Source organism: Lentibacillus sp. (assembly GCF_035301675.1).
In the GTDB taxonomy this organism is placed as follows: Bacteria; Bacillota; Bacilli; order Bacillales; family Amphibacillaceae; genus Lentibacillus.
The window spans coordinates 1-16445 of the sequence record NZ_DATGTT010000014.1; the positions used below are offsets into that span (position 1 = coordinate 1).

Annotated in this window: 15 protein-coding genes and 1 pseudogene; 5 read left to right on the forward strand and 11 right to left on the reverse strand. The window is 41.1% G+C overall.

The window, feature by feature from the left end; translation table 11 throughout:
* On the reverse strand, positions 1-1201 hold a 1201-nt coding region (locus tag VK097_RS02810), incomplete at its 3' end, for a dicarboxylate/amino acid:cation symporter (protein WP_324210281.1).
* Positions 1202-1441: 240 nt separating this feature from the next.
* Between VK097_RS02810 and desA the strand changes: the two genes are divergently transcribed.
* From desA to VK097_RS02830, 4 genes are all read left to right on the forward strand, one after another.
* Complete coding sequence (gene desA, locus VK097_RS02815) at positions 1442-2494, forward strand: Delta(5) desaturase DesA (protein ID WP_324210282.1); 1053 nt, start codon at positions 1442-1444, stop codon at positions 2492-2494.
* 80 nt (positions 2495-2574) lie between these two features.
* Positions 2575-3714 (forward strand): sensor histidine kinase, encoded by a 1140-nt coding sequence (locus VK097_RS02820; RefSeq protein WP_324210283.1) that lies wholly within the window; start codon positions 2575-2577, stop codon positions 3712-3714.
* Positions 3711-4310, forward strand: a complete 600-nt coding sequence (locus VK097_RS02825) for a response regulator transcription factor (RefSeq protein ID WP_324210284.1) — start codon at positions 3711-3713, stop codon at positions 4308-4310. Before VK097_RS02820 ends, VK097_RS02825 begins: the two co-directional genes overlap by 4 nt.
* 212 nt (positions 4311-4522) lie before the next feature.
* Positions 4523-5542 carry a DUF3231 family protein gene (locus VK097_RS02830; RefSeq protein ID WP_324210285.1) on the forward strand — a complete coding sequence of 340 codons (1020 nt, stop codon included), beginning with the start codon at positions 4523-4525 and terminating at the stop codon, positions 5540-5542.
* A gap of 54 nt (positions 5543-5596) precedes the next feature.
* Here VK097_RS02830 and VK097_RS02835 read toward each other — a convergent pair whose 3' ends face one another.
* Positions 5597-6190, reverse strand: a complete 594-nt coding sequence (locus VK097_RS02835; RefSeq protein ID WP_324210286.1) for a TetR/AcrR family transcriptional regulator — start codon at positions 6188-6190, stop codon at positions 5597-5599.
* Between the two features lie 82 nt (positions 6191-6272).
* On the opposite strand from VK097_RS02835, the gene VK097_RS02840 reads away from it, so the two are divergent.
* Positions 6273-6749 (forward strand): small multi-drug export protein, encoded by a 477-nt coding sequence (locus VK097_RS02840; RefSeq protein ID WP_324210287.1) that lies wholly within the window; start codon positions 6273-6275, stop codon positions 6747-6749.
* A 270-nt stretch (positions 6750-7019) separates the two neighbouring features.
* Here VK097_RS02840 and VK097_RS02845 read toward each other — a convergent pair whose 3' ends face one another.
* The 9 genes and pseudogenes from VK097_RS02845 to VK097_RS02885 all read right to left on the reverse strand — a co-directional run bounded on the left by VK097_RS02845 (position 7020) and on the right by VK097_RS02885 (position 16422).
* Positions 7020-8042, reverse strand: coding sequence for a DUF3231 family protein (locus VK097_RS02845; RefSeq protein ID WP_324210288.1), 1023 nt, complete (start codon positions 8040-8042; stop codon positions 7020-7022).
* A 155-nt stretch (positions 8043-8197) separates the two neighbouring features.
* A complete protein-coding gene (locus VK097_RS02850; RefSeq protein ID WP_324210314.1) occupies positions 8198-8743 on the reverse strand; it encodes a 5' nucleotidase, NT5C type in 546 nt (181 codons plus the stop codon).
* Between the two features lie 99 nt (positions 8744-8842).
* Positions 8843-9790, reverse strand: coding sequence for a LacI family DNA-binding transcriptional regulator (locus tag VK097_RS02855; protein ID WP_324210289.1), 948 nt, complete (start codon positions 9788-9790; stop codon positions 8843-8845).
* 34 nt (positions 9791-9824) lie between these two features.
* Positions 9825-10124 (reverse strand): hypothetical protein, encoded by a 300-nt coding sequence (locus VK097_RS02860; protein ID WP_324210290.1) that lies wholly within the window; start codon positions 10122-10124, stop codon positions 9825-9827.
* Positions 10125-10236: 112 nt separating this feature from the next.
* A pseudogene (locus VK097_RS02865) lies at positions 10237-10423 on the reverse strand (LysR family transcriptional regulator); the annotation flags it as partial.
* An 89-nt stretch (positions 10424-10512) separates the two neighbouring features.
* Complete coding sequence (locus VK097_RS02870) at positions 10513-13605, reverse strand: SMC family ATPase (protein ID WP_324210291.1); 3093 nt, start codon at positions 13603-13605, stop codon at positions 10513-10515.
* A 22-nt stretch (positions 13606-13627) separates the two neighbouring features.
* A complete protein-coding gene (locus VK097_RS02875; RefSeq protein ID WP_324210292.1) occupies positions 13628-14815 on the reverse strand; it encodes an exonuclease SbcCD subunit D in 1188 nt (395 codons plus the stop codon).
* Positions 14816-15004: 189 nt separating this feature from the next.
* Entirely contained in the window at positions 15005-15232 is a 228-nt protein-coding gene (locus VK097_RS02880; protein WP_324210293.1) for a hypothetical protein, read from the reverse strand.
* On the reverse strand, positions 15229-16422 hold the full coding sequence (locus tag VK097_RS02885) for a Ger(x)C family spore germination protein (RefSeq protein ID WP_324210294.1): 1194 nt from the start codon (positions 16420-16422) through the stop codon (positions 15229-15231). The genes VK097_RS02880 and VK097_RS02885 overlap by 4 nt, the downstream gene beginning before the upstream one ends.
* Positions 16423-16445 lie beyond the last annotated feature (23 nt).

Sequence of the window (16445 nt, forward strand, 5' to 3'; positions counted from 1 at the left end):
TCTCTGTTTGCATGCCATTCTTTTCACTTGCATCAACGACAACACTCGCAGCCGCATCACCTGTGACATTGACAGCAGTTCGCATCATATCCAATATACGGTCGATTCCACCTACCAGTGCAATTCCGGCCAGGGGCAAATTAACGGCACTCAGCGCCATCGTCAGCATTATAAGTCCCGCTCCCGGCACACCGGCTGTTCCAATCGATGCGAGTGTACCAATCAGCACAACTGTCGCCATCTGTGAGAATGATAAATCCATACCAAAGTATTGTGCAACAAACATCGAACAAAGTCCGACATATAATGCCGTTCCATCCATATTAATGGTAGCTCCCAACGGCAATACAAACGTACTCGTCTCTTTGGATACGCCCAGGTTTTCCTGTGCACTCTTAATCGTTACCGGCAATGTTCCGGAACTGCTGCTTGTACTGAAGGCAACGGCAGTAGCCGGAAAAATACCTTTAAAAAATTGAATGGGACCCATTTTCCCAAGCGATTTAATAATCAGCGCATAAACCACGAAAAGCTGAATAATGCATCCCACAAGCATAGCCAGGATCAGCTTGATTAATGGAAGAAGTACATCCACTCCGTACTCACCTACAACAGGAGCGAGCAGGCCAAATACGCCAATCGGAACAATTGCCATAACCATGCCGGTTATTTTGTACATCACTTCAGCAAATCCGTCGAAAAACTGTTGCACCGGTTTTGCCTTTTCCCCTACCAGGGTGATTGCTATTCCAATAGCCAACGCAAAAAAGATAATTTGCAGGATATTACCCGACGACAGCGCTTCAAACGGATTTGTCGGCACAATATTTAAGATGGTCTGTACAACACCCTCTGTTTCATTTGGTTCAGGAGTCTCTTTTCCTTCCAGCGATACATCAATACCACTCCCCGGCGAAAAAATTTTCCCGGCTATGATACCGAGCGTTATCGCAAGCATACTCGTAATCAGATAAAATGCTACGGTTTTCCCGCCCAGTCTTCCAAGTTTCCTCACATCACTTGTGCTGGCAACCCCAACGACAAGTGTGGCAAGTACCAAGGGAGCGATAATGAATTTGATCAATCGAAGAAACAAATCCCCCAGCGGTTGAACAACTTGCGCTTTTTCACCAAAAATGGCACCGATTACAATTGCGAGAATAAATGCCGCAATCAACTGCCATACTAGACTCTTCTTCATAAAAAATGCTCCTATCCTATATGTATTGTCATCGTTCGACATATCTACTAAGCTATCATATTTTTATTAAAGCGTACAATTACAGCTTCATCAAGAATACTAGATCCAAAGGGCATACTTCAATATACATGACATTTGTCATGCTCACGACTTGACGTTTATGACTTTTAAAGCTCATTGGTTTTCTCTAGCATATAAATTAGACCAATTGACGAAAGTAATTAATTGTAGGAGGAAATTATGAGTAAACAAAAACAAGCACAGTTGAAAAAAAGCGTTGCAGCTTTTGCTAAATCAGATACGAAAGCAAGTATACTGCAGCTCATAAACACGATTCCGCCATTTTTCCTGATTTGGTTTCTGGGCTATCAAAGCTTGTCTGTCTCTATCTGGCTGACACTCCCAATCTTGGTAATTGCATCAGGGTTTGTCGTTCGGATCTTTATTATTTTCCATGACTGTACACATGGATCATTTTTCAAAAATGGCAAGGCCAATCGGATTGTTGGGACGATAACCGGGGTCATCACGCTATTTGCTTTTGAAAAATGGAAACGAAGTCATGCGATTCATCACGCCACAAGCAGCAACTTGGATAAGCGTGGAACGGGTGATGTATGGGTGATGACGGTTGATGAATATGTGAACGCATCTTTTTGGGGAAGGCTGGCTTACCGGCTTTACCGCAACCCGATTGTGATGTTCGGATTAGGCCCATTCTATCTATTTCTCCTATCCAATCGATTTAACCGAAAAGGAGCCAAGCGGAAGGAACGGCTGAACACGTATCTCATCAATGCATCTGTTGCCGTCATTTACGGTCTGTTAATCTGGGCCATCGGCTGGCAGGCTTTTCTGATTATCCAGTTGCCAATTACCTTTATGGCAGGTTCAATGGGAATCTGGCTGTTTTATGTGCAGCACCAATTTGAGGATTCCTATTTCGAAAATGAAGACGAATGGGATTTTGTCAAAGCTGCTGTTGACGGTAGCTCCTATTACAAACTGCCAAAAGTTATGCAATGGCTCACAGGCAGTATTGGCTTCCATCACGTGCATCACTTAAGCCCAAGAGTGCCAAATTATCATTTGGAAAAAGCCCATGAATCGACACCGCCATTACAACAGGCCACAACAATAACGTTAGCCTCCAGCTTGAAGTCAATCCGTTTCCGGCTGTATGATGAAGCAAACAAATCGTTTGTCAGTTTTAAAGAAGTTAAAACACTGTTGCGAAGGAGGAAACGTGGCATCCAGGTGAATCCTGGAAAACCACCCCTGCAAGAAAGATAATACGATACTAAGACTCTCCATTGACTGTATTGGAGGGTCATATTTTTTGTTATAATTAACGTAAGCAGAGGAGGAACGGTATGCAGAAATGGTATCATATTATCCCGAAAAACACGGGGCTCAGTATTTATGCGTGGATTATTTTTTGTATTCTGCCTTTTTATTTTATCTTCCGGACATCTGGAACATGGGAAATTATTTTCGGTATTTTAATGATATTGCTATTTTTCACTGCATATAGAGTATCTTTCCTGTCTGAAGGTTGGACAGTTTACCTGTCAGTGGGAATTGAAATGGTCATTAGCCTCGTAATGACAGTGCTTCTGGGGTATGTTTATTCCGCACTGTTTTTGGCGTTTTACATCGGGAATATTCAACACAAAATTGGGTTTATAACACTGTATGTGGTCCACCTGGTTACAACAATTGCCGCAGTCACGATCGGTTTTTTTACCCAAAACGAAATATTCCTATCCCAACTGCCTTTTATTGTCTTTAGCGTTATTGGCGTTATTCTGCTGCCGCTAACGATTTATTTTCGAAACAAGCGGGAAGCATTGGAAAACCAATTGGAAGCTGCCAATCAAAGACTTTCCCAGTTAGATGTCCTGGAAGAGCGTCAGCGGATTGCCCGTGACTTGCATGATACACTTGGGCAAAAGCTGTCTATGATCGGTCTGAAAAGTGATTTGGCAGGAAAGCTGGTGGATGTGAAACCTGATACGGCAAAAAATGAAATAAATGATATCCACCAGACAGCACGAACGGCGTTGAATGAAGTGCGTGAAATGGTGTCGAATATGAAGGGTGCAAAACTGGAAGATGAAATTACTCGTGTCCGGGAAATGCTGAAAACTGCCCGAATTGATTTTCACATGGAAGGAAACCCGGAGCTCCCCAATACACCTTTATTTGTTGAAAATGTACTCAGTATGTGTTTGAAAGAGGCTGTAACCAATGTCGTCAAGCATAGTGTGGCATCTTCCTGTACAGCCATCATTGCACCATCAGCGGACGAGGTGTCGATTGAAGTACAGGATGATGGAATCGGTATGATGAATAAAAAGAATACATACGCAGAAAACGGACTTCAGGGGATAAGAGAACGGCTGGAATTTATCAATGGCAGCATGGATATTAAATCATCGGGCAACGGTACGACACTGACGATTAGGGTACCAAAAGTTATTCAGCGGACAGAACAGGAGAGGTTGTTATGATACGCATTGTAATAGCAGAAGACCAGCGTATGCTGCTTGGGGCTCTGGGATCATTGCTTGACCTGGAAGATGATATGGAAGTTGTCGGTAAAGCAAGGAATGGTGAAGAAGCATTATCGCTTGTGCGACAGCATCATCCGGATATTTGCATGATGGATATTGAAATGCCGGTAAAAAGTGGTCTTGATGCAGCAGAAAAATTGAAAGAGGATCCGTGTAAAATAATTATATTAACAACCTTCGCGCGGACAGGATATTTTGAACGCGCGAGAAAAGCTGGTGTGAGTGGTTATTTGCTCAAAGACAGCCCGAGTGAGGATTTGGCGAACTCCATCCGTACGATTATGAACGGGAACCGGATTTATGCCCCGGAACTGGTTGATATGGCATATGATCATGATAATCCACTGACCGAACGGGAAGAACAGGTGATTAAGCTGATTGCTGACGGCAAAAGCACCAAAGAAATTGCCAGCCAGCTTTATCTTACAAATGGCACTGTCCGCAACTATGTCTCCTTGATTCTCGATAAGCTGGAAGTGACGAACCGCATAGAAGCTATTTCAAAAGTGAAAGAAAAAGGCTGGCTCCAATAAGTGTTAAGTACCCGTGCCCCGTAAGAACACCTCTTTTTCTGTTTCGCTCATAAACTTGTCATCAAGTGAATGTATTCCGGGTTATCCGGCGCGCCACGACATGAACTATGATGATAAGCTCCTCGTTCTGTTCTATTCTGTTTATTACGTATTCATAAAAACCGCATTAAAGTAAATAATAAACCTACCTTAGCATACAAGGAGGTTACATGATGAATGAAGGGAACATTCACCTAACATCTGCAGAAATTGGTTCTCTTTGGACTGGATATATGCAAGATAGTATGTCAAAATGCGTCTTAAGTTTTATGCTGAAACATATTGAAGACCAAGATATAAAACCCGCTATTCAATATGCCTATGATCTTTCGTCCAATCACCTGGAACAGTTACTCACTATTTTTGAAAAGGACAATTATGCCGTTCCGAACGGATTTACCGAACAAGACGTAAACATAAACGCTCCATGGCTTTTTACAGACACATTTTGTTTAACGTATGTCAATCACATGGCAAAAGTAGGAATGATAGCATATAGCGGATTTGTCTCCATGAGTGAGAGAGAAGATATACGAAATTATTTCACACAAGCCTTAAACAAAACAGCTAAGATTTATAATCAAACAAGCGAAATCGCCCTTTCAAAAGGAATTAATGCCAGACATCCTTATATTGAAGTTCCAAAAGAAACGGATTATGTGGACAGCAAAAAGTATTTGAGCGGCTTAAATCCATTTAGTGACAACCGTCCATTAAACGCCGTTGAAATTTCCCATTTATACATGAATATACTGACAAACACAGTGGGGATAAAATTATGCCTTGGCTTTGCACAAACTTCGCCATCTAAAGATGTACAAGATTTTATGTTGCGAGGAAAAGAAATCTCGCAAAAACATGTTAAGATTTTTGTTGATACACTTCTGAAAGATGATATTGATGCGCCACAGGTACCTGATGTAGCTATAAGTGATTCAACAACTAAAACTTTTTCAGATAAATTATTGATGTATCATATGTCACTTATAAGTTCATCAGGAATCGGAAACTATGCTACTGCTGCTGCTGCCAGTCAACGAAGCGATTTAATGATTAATTATGAACGGTTATCGTTAGAAGTTTCCCGGCTTGCCAAAAGCGGAGCCGATATCATGATTAAACATGAATGGTTAGAACAACCGCCCGGTTTAAAAGATCGTAAAAAATTAGCGAAGAACAAACAAAAAGACTGACCTTAACAACGTCAGCTTTTGTGATTCTTGAAAGTAAATATGTATTTAATTTTTTTAGTTACATATTTTTCGTAAATACTCTCTGATTTCCTTTTCAATTACTTGATTGTTGTATAAATTGGCATAAATGACAGATTCAAATACTAAGCCGTGAATGAATATTGTTAACGAATTTGCACAATCTTCAACATTCGGATGATTAATATCCCTGTTGTTATAAAGCATCTTTAGGATATCTTTTGCAAAATTAAGGTTTACTTCTCGAAACCTGTCTTTTGTCGTGTGGTATCCCGGGTTCATCGTTGCCATGATGGAAAATTTCATCCATATATCATTTTCCATTCTTTCTTCTTCGGTATTGGCTTGAACAATCTGTTTTAACATACGAACTGCGTTTTCAAATCCTCCTTGATTTACCTGAGCGACCTTTTGCATTCTCTCCTCAAACCTTTGATAGATAACATCCATTGCGAACATATATATATCTTTTTGTTTTGGAAAAAAGTATTGAACAGAACCTAAAGATAATTCTCCCTCTTTTGCAATTTCACGTAATGTCACTTTTTCGAAACCTGAATGATGAATGATACGAAACATTGCTTCTACAATTTGATCTTTTCTTTCAGCATGATCTATTTTTTTTGGCATAGTATAACTCCTTTGTTTTTTCAAGTCAGTTGTATTATAATATTTTTAAGTCAACCGACTTACTAAAAAGGCAGGTGTTTATATGGAAAATGTTTTACTTCAATGTATTACTATATTTTTTATAAGTATGGTTCCATTCCTTGAAGTATTTTTAACTGTTCCAACCGCAATCATTGTTTTCAACTTTCCACCTCTTATAGCATTAATTGTGGCTATTCTCGGGAATGCAATTAGTGTTCTTCTTTTTGTATTTTTTGGAGCTGAAATTAACAACCTCTTTCATTCAGTATATAATAAATTTCGAAAGGGAGATAGAAGGCATGTGGAAATAAATCCCCGAATAAAAAGAACTTTTGATCGTTTTGGAGCAACCGGCGTATGCTTTTTATCGTCAATTTTGTTTAGTAGCCAAGTAGGTGCTGGTGCAATAACCACTCTTGGAGCCTCAAGACATAAAGTATTTATATGGACGACTCTGGGAGTAAGTACGCTGGCAGTAGTAATGGCAACATTATCTGTAGTGGCAGAAGGATTCATTTCATCATTAGTGAAATTATAGTGGGTAGCATCAAAAACGCGAAAACCGTATGTTCAGGGAAAATTTAACACAATAAAAAGGGAGCTTTCTTATATTGCAAGAAAGGGCGCCAATCCTTATTCCAGATAGGCGCCCGTCTGGGGAATAAAAAGGTAATGCTAACACCAAAATATTTAACATAATGATTTCCGGAGTTTGAATAGCAACGGTCGCATCTACGTCTCTTTGTGCTAAAGAAAGATCAAAAAAGGGATGGGGTTCATATTCCATTCTCGCGCCGATTGCGGCATGTTATTCCGGGTTTTTTCTCTTTATCAACTTGTCACGATCATCTGCTTGAGGAGGCTCTTCCATCCAGCCATTTTTGATCATGATATCAGCTCCGTCTTTTGCAAATTGGGCGACCTCAGCGGCAAGGCGGGTATAAGTTAAAGATAGATCACCTCTCAGGCCTTGCGCAACAGCCAGTCCGTAACTTTCTATACTTGCAGCCGTTAACGTACTCATATGATACATCATTAATTTGTCCGAAAACGGGGGATCCGTTGAGTCTTTCGCACTTTCATCCCAACTCATGGGTGCTTGAATATCACTTTCAAGTAGTCTGTTTGCAAAGATTTTGATGTGTTTTTTGGCCATATCTTTTCCTCTTTGCATATAGTTCCTGACATTTTGGGATTCAGCAGATTGGCCAAAACCGACACAGACCATAAAACCAAGTACGTTTGCCTCGGTGTTTCTATGTAAATGGCTGATTTCAACCGCATTCAGAGTTCTCTTATCAGTGAATAAGGCCGATCCGTCCATGTAATGTTTGTTGTTCACAAAATCTACTTTTTGCGGTACAGATATATACGGTGGTCTTATCAGAATGCCTTTAGAAAGCATAGCCTCTGTCGTTTGGTTATATTGCGCAGAAGAGTCAGTGAGACAGTTGGAGAAAAAAGTGCGAACATCTTCTCGAGTAGACAAGGCAAGAAACCTTGCGTATTGCGGTGTTCCTAGTTTTCCCATCATGTTAACATACGTTAAAAAGAAGGTATCGTCAAATAGTGGCTTTGCTGCTATATTTACGTCATGCTCCGTAAAACCAACAGGAACCGGGAAATTTTCCTTAGCAAATATACCTTGAAGGGTATCCAAAACTCGACTGGCCTGATCATATGCTGTTTGAACGTGCGTTCGCACATCCTGATCCTGAACATAACCGAGTCCGTAACTAAAAACTTTACATAACATGCTGTTTGAAATATAGGTTGTCCATAATGCCCCCATTTCTGAGGCCGTTAAAGGCTGGTAATTAGCTTCACCCACGAACATCCCTCCTATAATGAATATAAGAGTATTTTTATCTATCCTAGGACAAATATTCATTTATTGTTTTTGAAGAAAATTTTGGATAGAAATTACATCTTTTAATGGTAAATTAGTCCATTCGGAACAGTCTTTTCTGAAGCTGGCATTGCTTACTATGAACTTTCCGTTGATTTGATAAAATAATTTCTTACCTCTTGCCAGTTGTTAACTCTAACATAGCCTGTTTCGTTACTGTTTTGTGGAGATGAGAAAAGTATTCCCTGTCCGGAAAATCGTTTAAAATGTCGTGCATTATCGTCAATAAGATAATCAGCATTTAATATACTCTTATCACCACAAAAAACAAAGTTCATATCATTTAAGAAATTAAAATGTTCCTTTAACCATTCATACTTCGCCGTAAATGATGTTGGAAACTCCATGGCGGCAGTAGTGATGAAAATTTCGTAGTGTTCATTCAATTCCTTTATAACTTCTTGACTATCTCGCATTACCATTAAATCCCGAAAGAAAGTAGGTTCAAGTAAGATATTTTTCATTTCTTCTTTGAACTCAGGTCGTAACTCTTCTAATTTTCTTCCATTTAAATCGTCAATTTTTATATTGTCGTTGTACAACCGATTAAAAAGAGTTAAATGTTTGGGTAAAGCATCAGCCATTACTTCATCCATATCTATAGCAATTCTTTTCAAAAAAATCCTCCTCTGGCAGACCATCACTTTTCAAATCCTGCTCCCTATGTTGGAACAGCTAAAACTTCAAAGTAAAACTGCCTTTACCTTTTGAATAAATAAAATTTATACAGAATCTCTCTCGGCAATAAAATAAGGTACTTTTACTTTTTCACTGGATCCGTTTATAACAAGGTTAAAGGCCTCCTCACCGACTTTGGTTAGTTGGTGGTCAACGGTAGTTATTCCCAAAACACTACCGGTCGGTTGTTTTTCTTGACCAATGACAGCTAAATCAGCAGGAATATTAAATTGTTGTGACTTTGCATATAAATAAATTCCACCGGCTACTTCATCTCCATTTGCATATATAGCAGTTGGTCTTTTCGGTAACTGCAAAAATTTCTTCGCTGCTTCACATCCATCATCTAAACATTGACAATCTGAAATATGATAGTAAGGTGGAAGTTCACCAAAAACCTCATTATAGGCATCGATCATTTGGTTAGTGCTATTACTTTCTAATCTAGCTGTTGTAAAAGCTACCGCACAATGACCCCTGTTTTTTAATAATTGAAAGGCCTCTAGGTAAGAAGAATACCTATCACTGTAGGAACAACTGATTTCAGTGTTATGCGTATATTCACAAGATACAATTGTGCCGTAATTGCTATAGGGAATTATTGTTTCCCAATCATTTGCTCTTGAGGCTATAATGATGCCATCAAGCAGTTTGTTTTTTAACTTTCGTAAATAATTTGCTTCCTTATTTTTACTATATTTTGAAGGAAGTACGGTTACAGAAATATCATTTTTTAAAGCCTTATTAAGAATACCATTTAACATTTGATCGAATGCTGGATTGTTATTATATGGAAGAATGACCCCTATTGTACTTGTTGCTCCTCTAACTAAATCAATTGCATTTTTATTTGGTGTATAATTCATTTCTTCTATTACTTTTAAGACAGCCTCTCTTTTATCATCAGAAACATACCTATGATTGTTTAGAACTCTAGAAACAGTAGAGACTGAAACACCTGCTAATTTAGCAATACCACTAATATTTGTCATACGATTGCTCCTATTTCTTGAAAATAAAGGATAACTACAGATTTAAATGCTGATACATTTTTATGAACTCTAAGAGGTTTCCATTGCAATTCCATCTTATTCTAATGTAATGATCTCCTACAATTAGTGTAGATTGTCTATTCTCTCTCTCCTCCCCATTAAACCACAAAGACTCTTCAATGTTTATTGGATTTTTACCAACTAAATATAATCTTTTGTTTGTTAACAACAAATCTCCAAAATAGACATTCTGCTCTCCAGTGAAATATTCAAATAATCCCGTAATAGAAGATATTATATTTTCGTCGTTTTGGAGGGGGATTTTTTTCTTCATAAAATTTTACCTCCTTGATTTGAAAATAAGCTTTATTTCACTCTAATTTGTGAAATGCATTTCAAGTCAAGGAATTTAAAAATCTTTTATAAATAATCTGTTCAGAGTCATATTTATCAAAAACTACAGCCATCTTTGCCTCTTCATTTAGCTTGATCATTTTATCAGCATATAACTTAAACTTTTTCCCGGCCTCTGTTAAGACGATACGCTTTCCCTGGCGTTTCAAACAAGGGAATCTCCAATTCGGTTTCAAGGGCTTTGATTTGGGCTGTTACGCTTGATTGAGCGAAATTTAATGAATAACTTACTAACTAACCAGCAGAAGACGTTTCGTATACTGGGTGATATATTCCACGAGCTCCCTTGATGTGGAGTCAAGACATGCTCACTTCAACACAAATTCTGTCCTGCTGTGGCCTTCCTTTGTTTTCTCAACATCGAGTCTTGCCGGGAAGATCGTTTTCAATTCCTGAACATGGGATATGACGCCGATCATTCGGCCTGACTGTTGCAAGTCGATCAATGTATCGATCGCCTTGTTTAAGGATTCCTCATCCAATGTGCCGAAGCCTTCATCGATGAACATCGTGTCAATGGCGATGTTGCCCTGGAAGCTCTGGATCACATCAGACATCCCGAGTGCAAGGCATAAGGATGCATTGAACTTTTCCCCTCCGGATAATGTTTTGACATCGCGCGTCTGGCCTGTATATGCATCATAGACATCCAACGCAAGGCCGCTCTGTCTGCCGTGTGATTCCTGACGCTCGCTTCGCATCAGGGAAAATTGCCCGTTGGATAGGCGCTTCAGCCGGCCGTTCGCTGCATCAATGATCCGCTCCAAATACTCAATCTGCAAGTAGCGTTCGAATGATATTTTTTGACTATTCTGTCCGCGCAGCACATCATGCAAGTCGGTGATGTTGGCCAGTTTCTTTTCATGCTCTGCAGCCTCGTTATGTGTATCTATGATGTTTTCTTTTATCGTTGCTGCCTGGTTTCTGTAATCCTTTGACAGATTCAAAGTCTGATAGGCATGTTCGTAGGCACTTTTGAGTGATTGCAGCTCTTCTTCCAGCGTTGATAGATCTACCCGCTCTTTGCCTTTGAGCGTTTCGGACAAGTCCCGTACCTGTTGTTTCTTCACGGTTAAATGTTCATTAAACTTACGAATGGCTTCTTTCCACTCCTGCCGTTTTGTTTTGGGCATTTTTGCCTCTTGATAAAATTCATCTGATTCGAATCCGGCTTTAGCCAGTTCATTCTGGAAATCCTGTTCGGCTTTGGTGCGTTTATCTTTCGTTTCCGCCAATTGATTCGTTGCGTTTGAAAAATCCGCAGCTGTTTTGGTTGCTGCTTCTTTTGCCTGCTGGAACCACTGCTGCGCATCCTCCCAAGCCTTCTCCAGTTTTGTTTTGTGCTCATCGGTTTCAGTGATCCGTTTTTCCAGTGCTGCAAGTGTCTGGACGTCTTCGGGGATGTTCCGCAGTTGTTCTTGATATACGGCATGAGCTGACCGGTAATCTGACTGAAGTTCCTGATATGTTTTATCCAGCTGCTCTTTTTGTGATTCCAGGTTCTTTAATGCTTCTTTTGCCTTTTCCTGATTCGCTTTAAGCTGATTCAGCTCTTCACGCTGTTTTTTCAGCAAACTAACTTCCTGTTTGAGATTGGTGCCTTTTTCAAACAGTTGATCACGTACATTTGCGACCTTTTCGGCAGCGACTTCATAGTTTGCCAGATCCTGCTCCTTTTCAGCCAGAAGACGTGCATTGGCACTGTACTCGGTTTCTGCTTTCCTGTGGTGCTTCTCTTTGTCTTCCATGTCTTTCTTCAAGGAATTTAGTGTCTCACGGGACACCGTTTCACCATGATTGCTTGCTTTATTCGGATGCTCGGTGCTTCCGCAGACAGGACAGGCATCCCCGCTGTGCAAATGACCAGCCAGCGCAACAGCCTGATTGTTCAGCCAGGCTTCCTCTTTGGCATTGTATGCTTGTTTGGCAGACAGGAAGGCTTTTTCCTTTTGCTCCAAATCCTGTTTTATAGCCGATTGTTTTGTTTGCAGATCAACATACCCGTCGGCAGCCTTATATTGTTCGCTCGCATCCATCAGTGCCTGCTGTTTATCTGGCAGTTGGCTGACGGCCTGATCAAGTTCAGCAATCTGTTTATCATTTTTCTCGGCTGCCTCTGATTTTTTCTGAAATTCACTTTTTGCATTTTCCAGGTCCTTAGCCGCCTGCTTGCCTTTTTCCGCCAGTTTTGCGAGCTCATTTTTCTTCTCGTCGAGTTGTTTCACAGTCGGCAAATAGCCGTTCAGGCGTTCAAGCTCTCTGCTGATCTCTTCCCGTTCATCCTTTTTATTCTCTTCTTGCTTGTAAGCGGATTTAGCCTGCTCGAGTTTTTCCTTGGCTTGTTTATCGGCGATTTCAGCATGCTGTAAAGCCTCTCTCTTCGCCTTTTCATCACTTTTCCAGTCAGTGACCTGCTTTTCGTACGGTTCGAGGTGACTTGCCCGCTCGGCGTCTTCCAGCTGTTTTTCTTTTTTCTTGTAAGCCGGTATCTGCTCCTCCAGCTTGTTCAGTTCAGACTGCTTCTTATCCAGGTCGGCAAACTGATCATTAAGCGCTTTAGCCTGATGCAGCTCCGTTTGCTTCTGGTCATGTTTTTGATATGCATTCTGATAGGCTCGTTCATCAGAGGTAATTTTTTCAGTATAATACGCGGTTTCCGTTTCAAGCCCGGCAACAACCTGATTGATGTTATAAAAATCACTGCGGAGCGTGTTAAACAGTTCTGAGCCCTCACGCTCGGGCAGTGCCGTATGTATACTCTGGACAAAGTGGTCTCTAGACTGCTGTGCCTGCTTAAAGTCCTGGTCGATTCGATTCTTTCTGTCCCGGAGCAGTTGATTAATCTGGCTGTAACTCTCTGTTTTAAACAATCGGCGCAAAATCGCTTCCTTATTTTCCGTTTCAGAGGTTAACAGTTTGCGGAATTCCCCCTGAGGCAGCATGACAATTTGCTTGAACTGATCCTGCGTCAATCCGATAATCGCTTCGACTTTTTTATCAATATCAGATACTTTTTGCCTGTCCACACATGGCACTTCCCGGCCGTCAACTTTCTCATAAAACTCATACCGCTCGCCGGTCCTGCTCTTATTCCCTTCTTTTACATGCCCCGGCTGGCGGAGAATCCGGTAGTGTCTTCCGTGGATTTCAAACTCCAGCTCAATGGCCGTTTGTGTATCGTCAGAGGCAAAATCACTGCGGAGCATTCTATTATTCTCTCTGTCCGTTCCGCTCGCGCTGCCGTACAAGGCAAAACAGATACCGTCGAAAATCGTCGTTTTCCCTGCTCCGGTGTTGCCGGATATAACAAACAGATTATTCCCATCCAGTTCGGTAAAATCAATCATTTCAGTGCGTTTATATGGACCGAATGCCGTCATAGTCAGCTTCAATGGTCGCATCAGTTCTCCCCCCTATCTATGTTCAGTTTTCAATCGTCTGTTTTGACGGTGTTTCTTCACGTTCTTCTATTAAGAGTTCATCCAAAACGTCTTTGAAAATCGCTTCTGTATCTTCAGACGCCTCGTGTCCTTTCACTTCATGATAAAAAGCTTTAAAAAGATCGATTGTGCTCATGTCTCTCCTGGACCTTCCCTGGCTGTTTTCAGGCTGTTCGCCGGTTGAAAACATGTCATTTCCGCGCTCAACATGCATCGCATTCGGATAAACCGACCTGATCCGCTCCATCGGCGACAAAACGGGTGCCTCATCCAGCAGCCGGACAAACACGTAATCATCATTTACCAGATGGGTCAACAACTCGTCCATTGTTGCTTCGACCGTTCGAATATCCCGTCTTGGTTTGAGTGTTCGCTTTTCAATCGACACCTTGCCATCAGCATCCATCTCAACAACCGAATAGCCTTTTTGTTGATGTTCTTCAGAAATGGAATATTTGAGGATGGATCCGGAATACCGGACCGTTTCATTGCTCACGTGGTGCGGCTGATGCAAGTGTCCCAATGCCGTATAATCGAATGGTGCAAAATGGTGAGCATCCACATATTCCGCTCCGCCGATTGAAAGCGGCCGCTCCGAATCACTCGTGTTTTCCTCTTCCTCGCCAAATGGTGTGACAAAGGCATGTCCTATGTAGACGTGACGGGCATCCGGATCCATATCCTGCCGAATCATCTCAACAATTTTTCGTGCTGCATCATTGTGATTGCGGATGGTGCCATCTTCGGTCACAGTTCGTACAACGCTCGGGTCACAATATGGTACAAGATGAAAATGAACAGGCCCATGTTCGTCATGCAGCACAACAGGTTTCAAATCGTGTTCGAAATTACCCGCGATATGAAATCCATTATTCTTCATGATACTGCTCCCGAAATTAAGACGGCCCGGGCTGTCATGATTTCCTGCAACCGCCAGCACTGGCGTCTTTAACTCAAGCACGATTTTACTCAACGCCTCATCCAATAAATGGACAGCCTCTGTCGGCGGCACCGCCCGATCATACAAATCCCCGGCGATAATCACCGCATCCGGCCTTTCGGTTTCGACTGCATTGATGAATTGCTCCAGAACGTAACGCTGATCATCGGTCATGTAGACGCCCTGAACAAGTTTGCCCAAATGCCAATCCGCCGTGTGGAATAGTTTCATACCTCTCTCCCCTTTCCCCGATAAAATCTATCTTTCTCTATTATAATACAAAATCAGGGGATGTTGGTTTAGAAATTGCAAACGAAATATTCCAGAGGGTGGATAGCACTTGGTAATTGTGAACTTTAGCGTATTGATCAATTGACCGAGAACTGCCGGTTAAAATCACCACAAGATCATAGCAGCATCTTATTTCCCCAGCATATTGCTGAACGGCTTAAACAACCACTGGACCAATTCGGTCGGTCCGGGCATTTCCGGAAAATAAATAAGCAGAGCGGCAAGCAAAACGCCTGCCATCATCAATACAATAAACGCACGTCTTTCCTTCCTTAGATCTTCATTTATTTTGGGCCATTCATACAGTGTGATCAAGACAGCAGCAACAATGATTAATAGTACACCTGCTATTTTCATTCGTTAATCACCTTATCCTCCGGTACAGCCGGCGGTGATGCAGACCTGCCGGGACGTTTAATTTTAACATCGCTTTTGATTTCAACTGTTATTTCCGAAAATTTTTCGTTCCAGTTATCTTTTACTTTAGCCCATTTATCCGGATAATGACGGTGAAATGCTTCACCAAATCCGAGAATATCTGATTGCATGTCTTTCTGGACAAGCTTCAATGCTTTACGGATACGCTTATTGATTCTTTTTTCCAGTTGTTTTTCAAGCCTATTAACCGTGTCAGGATTTATTAAATTTAATTTTGTTTCATTTTCGACAGCATCATCAACTGAATTTATTTTTACGGTCATTTTCCAATTTCCATTTTTAATACTGGGAATCAGTTGCGTATTTTCCTCAAAAATATTAAATGAAATATAATTTTTCGCATCTTCGGGCTTTATGGTGACTGAGGCGTTTTCAATTTCATTGCGTATCCATAACAGCCCCCTTGTCACACTATCATCGAGCTGCCCGGCCATTTTTCCATTTTTAAATACTGCTGTACCTTTTACTCGCAAACCATATGTATTCGGAGGTTCCTCCTCAATCTCAAGTACCGGCAATGCTGCGTTGTCACTTTCATCAGATGTCATTTGGAGCAGATCTTTCGCTTCAACACTCATGCCAATCTTCAAACTTGCTAGTTCCCTAGCTGTTTCAGCTGAACTTGCCTCCAAATTGGGCATGACTTTAAAGAATTCTGCAGGGGATTCTTTCGTTACAAAAACAAATGATCTCAATCTTGGCTTTGGATGCCGTGCCAGAAAATCAATATGCTTTCGGATCCCTTTTTCAGCCATTTTTTCGCTGATAAACACAACACGGTTCTGACCGGAAAACAACTTTCGTGAAATTTTTTCCTGCAGTTTTGACCTGGCATCATAAAATGTTTTGCCAACTGCCTTCTCCACAGTTGTCAGTTGTCCGTTTCCTTGCTGCCCTCCGCTGCCTCCCTGGCCGCTTATCATCGAGCTGGGATTCACCATTTGCATAGAGAGTTCAATAAGGTCATCATCCGTTTTATGAAGGCCGATTCCGACAACAATGGCTAAATCATTTATTTCCACGCGGTCCCAGCACCCCGCAAGAAGCAAAATCAGAAAGCTTACAGAGGGGATTAACAGCCATTTTTTCGTTAAAGCAATCCAGTCCATGATACCCTTCCTTTCATATCAAT

Bases quoted from the DNA above. Each gene is read 5' to 3' on its own strand.
- VK097_RS02880 (WP_324210293.1), bottom strand. From the start codon at position 15,232: ATGAAAATAGCAGGTGTACTATTAATCATTGTTGCTGCTGTCTTGATC.
- VK097_RS02820 (WP_324210283.1), top strand. From the start codon at position 2,575: ATGCAGAAATGGTATCATATTATCCCGAAAAACACGGGGCTCAGTATT.
- VK097_RS02860 (WP_324210290.1), bottom strand. From the start codon at position 10,124: ATGAAGAAAAAAATCCCCCTCCAAAACGACGAAAATATAATATCTTCT.
- VK097_RS02825 (WP_324210284.1), top strand. From the start codon at position 3,711: ATGATACGCATTGTAATAGCAGAAGACCAGCGTATGCTGCTTGGGGCT.
- VK097_RS02835 (WP_324210286.1), bottom strand. From the start codon at position 6,190: ATGCCAAAAAAAATAGATCATGCTGAAAGAAAAGATCAAATTGTAGAA.
- VK097_RS02870 (WP_324210291.1), bottom strand. From the start codon at position 13,605: ATGCGACCATTGAAGCTGACTATGACGGCATTCGGTCCATATAAACGC.
- VK097_RS02855 (WP_324210289.1), bottom strand. From the start codon at position 9,790: ATGACAAATATTAGTGGTATTGCTAAATTAGCAGGTGTTTCAGTCTCT.
- VK097_RS02830 (WP_324210285.1), top strand. From the start codon at position 4,523: ATGAATGAAGGGAACATTCACCTAACATCTGCAGAAATTGGTTCTCTT.
- desA (WP_324210282.1), top strand. From the start codon at position 1,442: ATGAGTAAACAAAAACAAGCACAGTTGAAAAAAAGCGTTGCAGCTTTT.
- VK097_RS02875 (WP_324210292.1), bottom strand. From the start codon at position 14,815: ATGAAACTATTCCACACGGCGGATTGGCATTTGGGCAAACTTGTTCAG.
- VK097_RS02885 (WP_324210294.1), bottom strand. From the start codon at position 16,422: ATGGACTGGATTGCTTTAACGAAAAAATGGCTGTTAATCCCCTCTGTA.
- VK097_RS02840 (WP_324210287.1), top strand. From the start codon at position 6,273: ATGGAAAATGTTTTACTTCAATGTATTACTATATTTTTTATAAGTATG.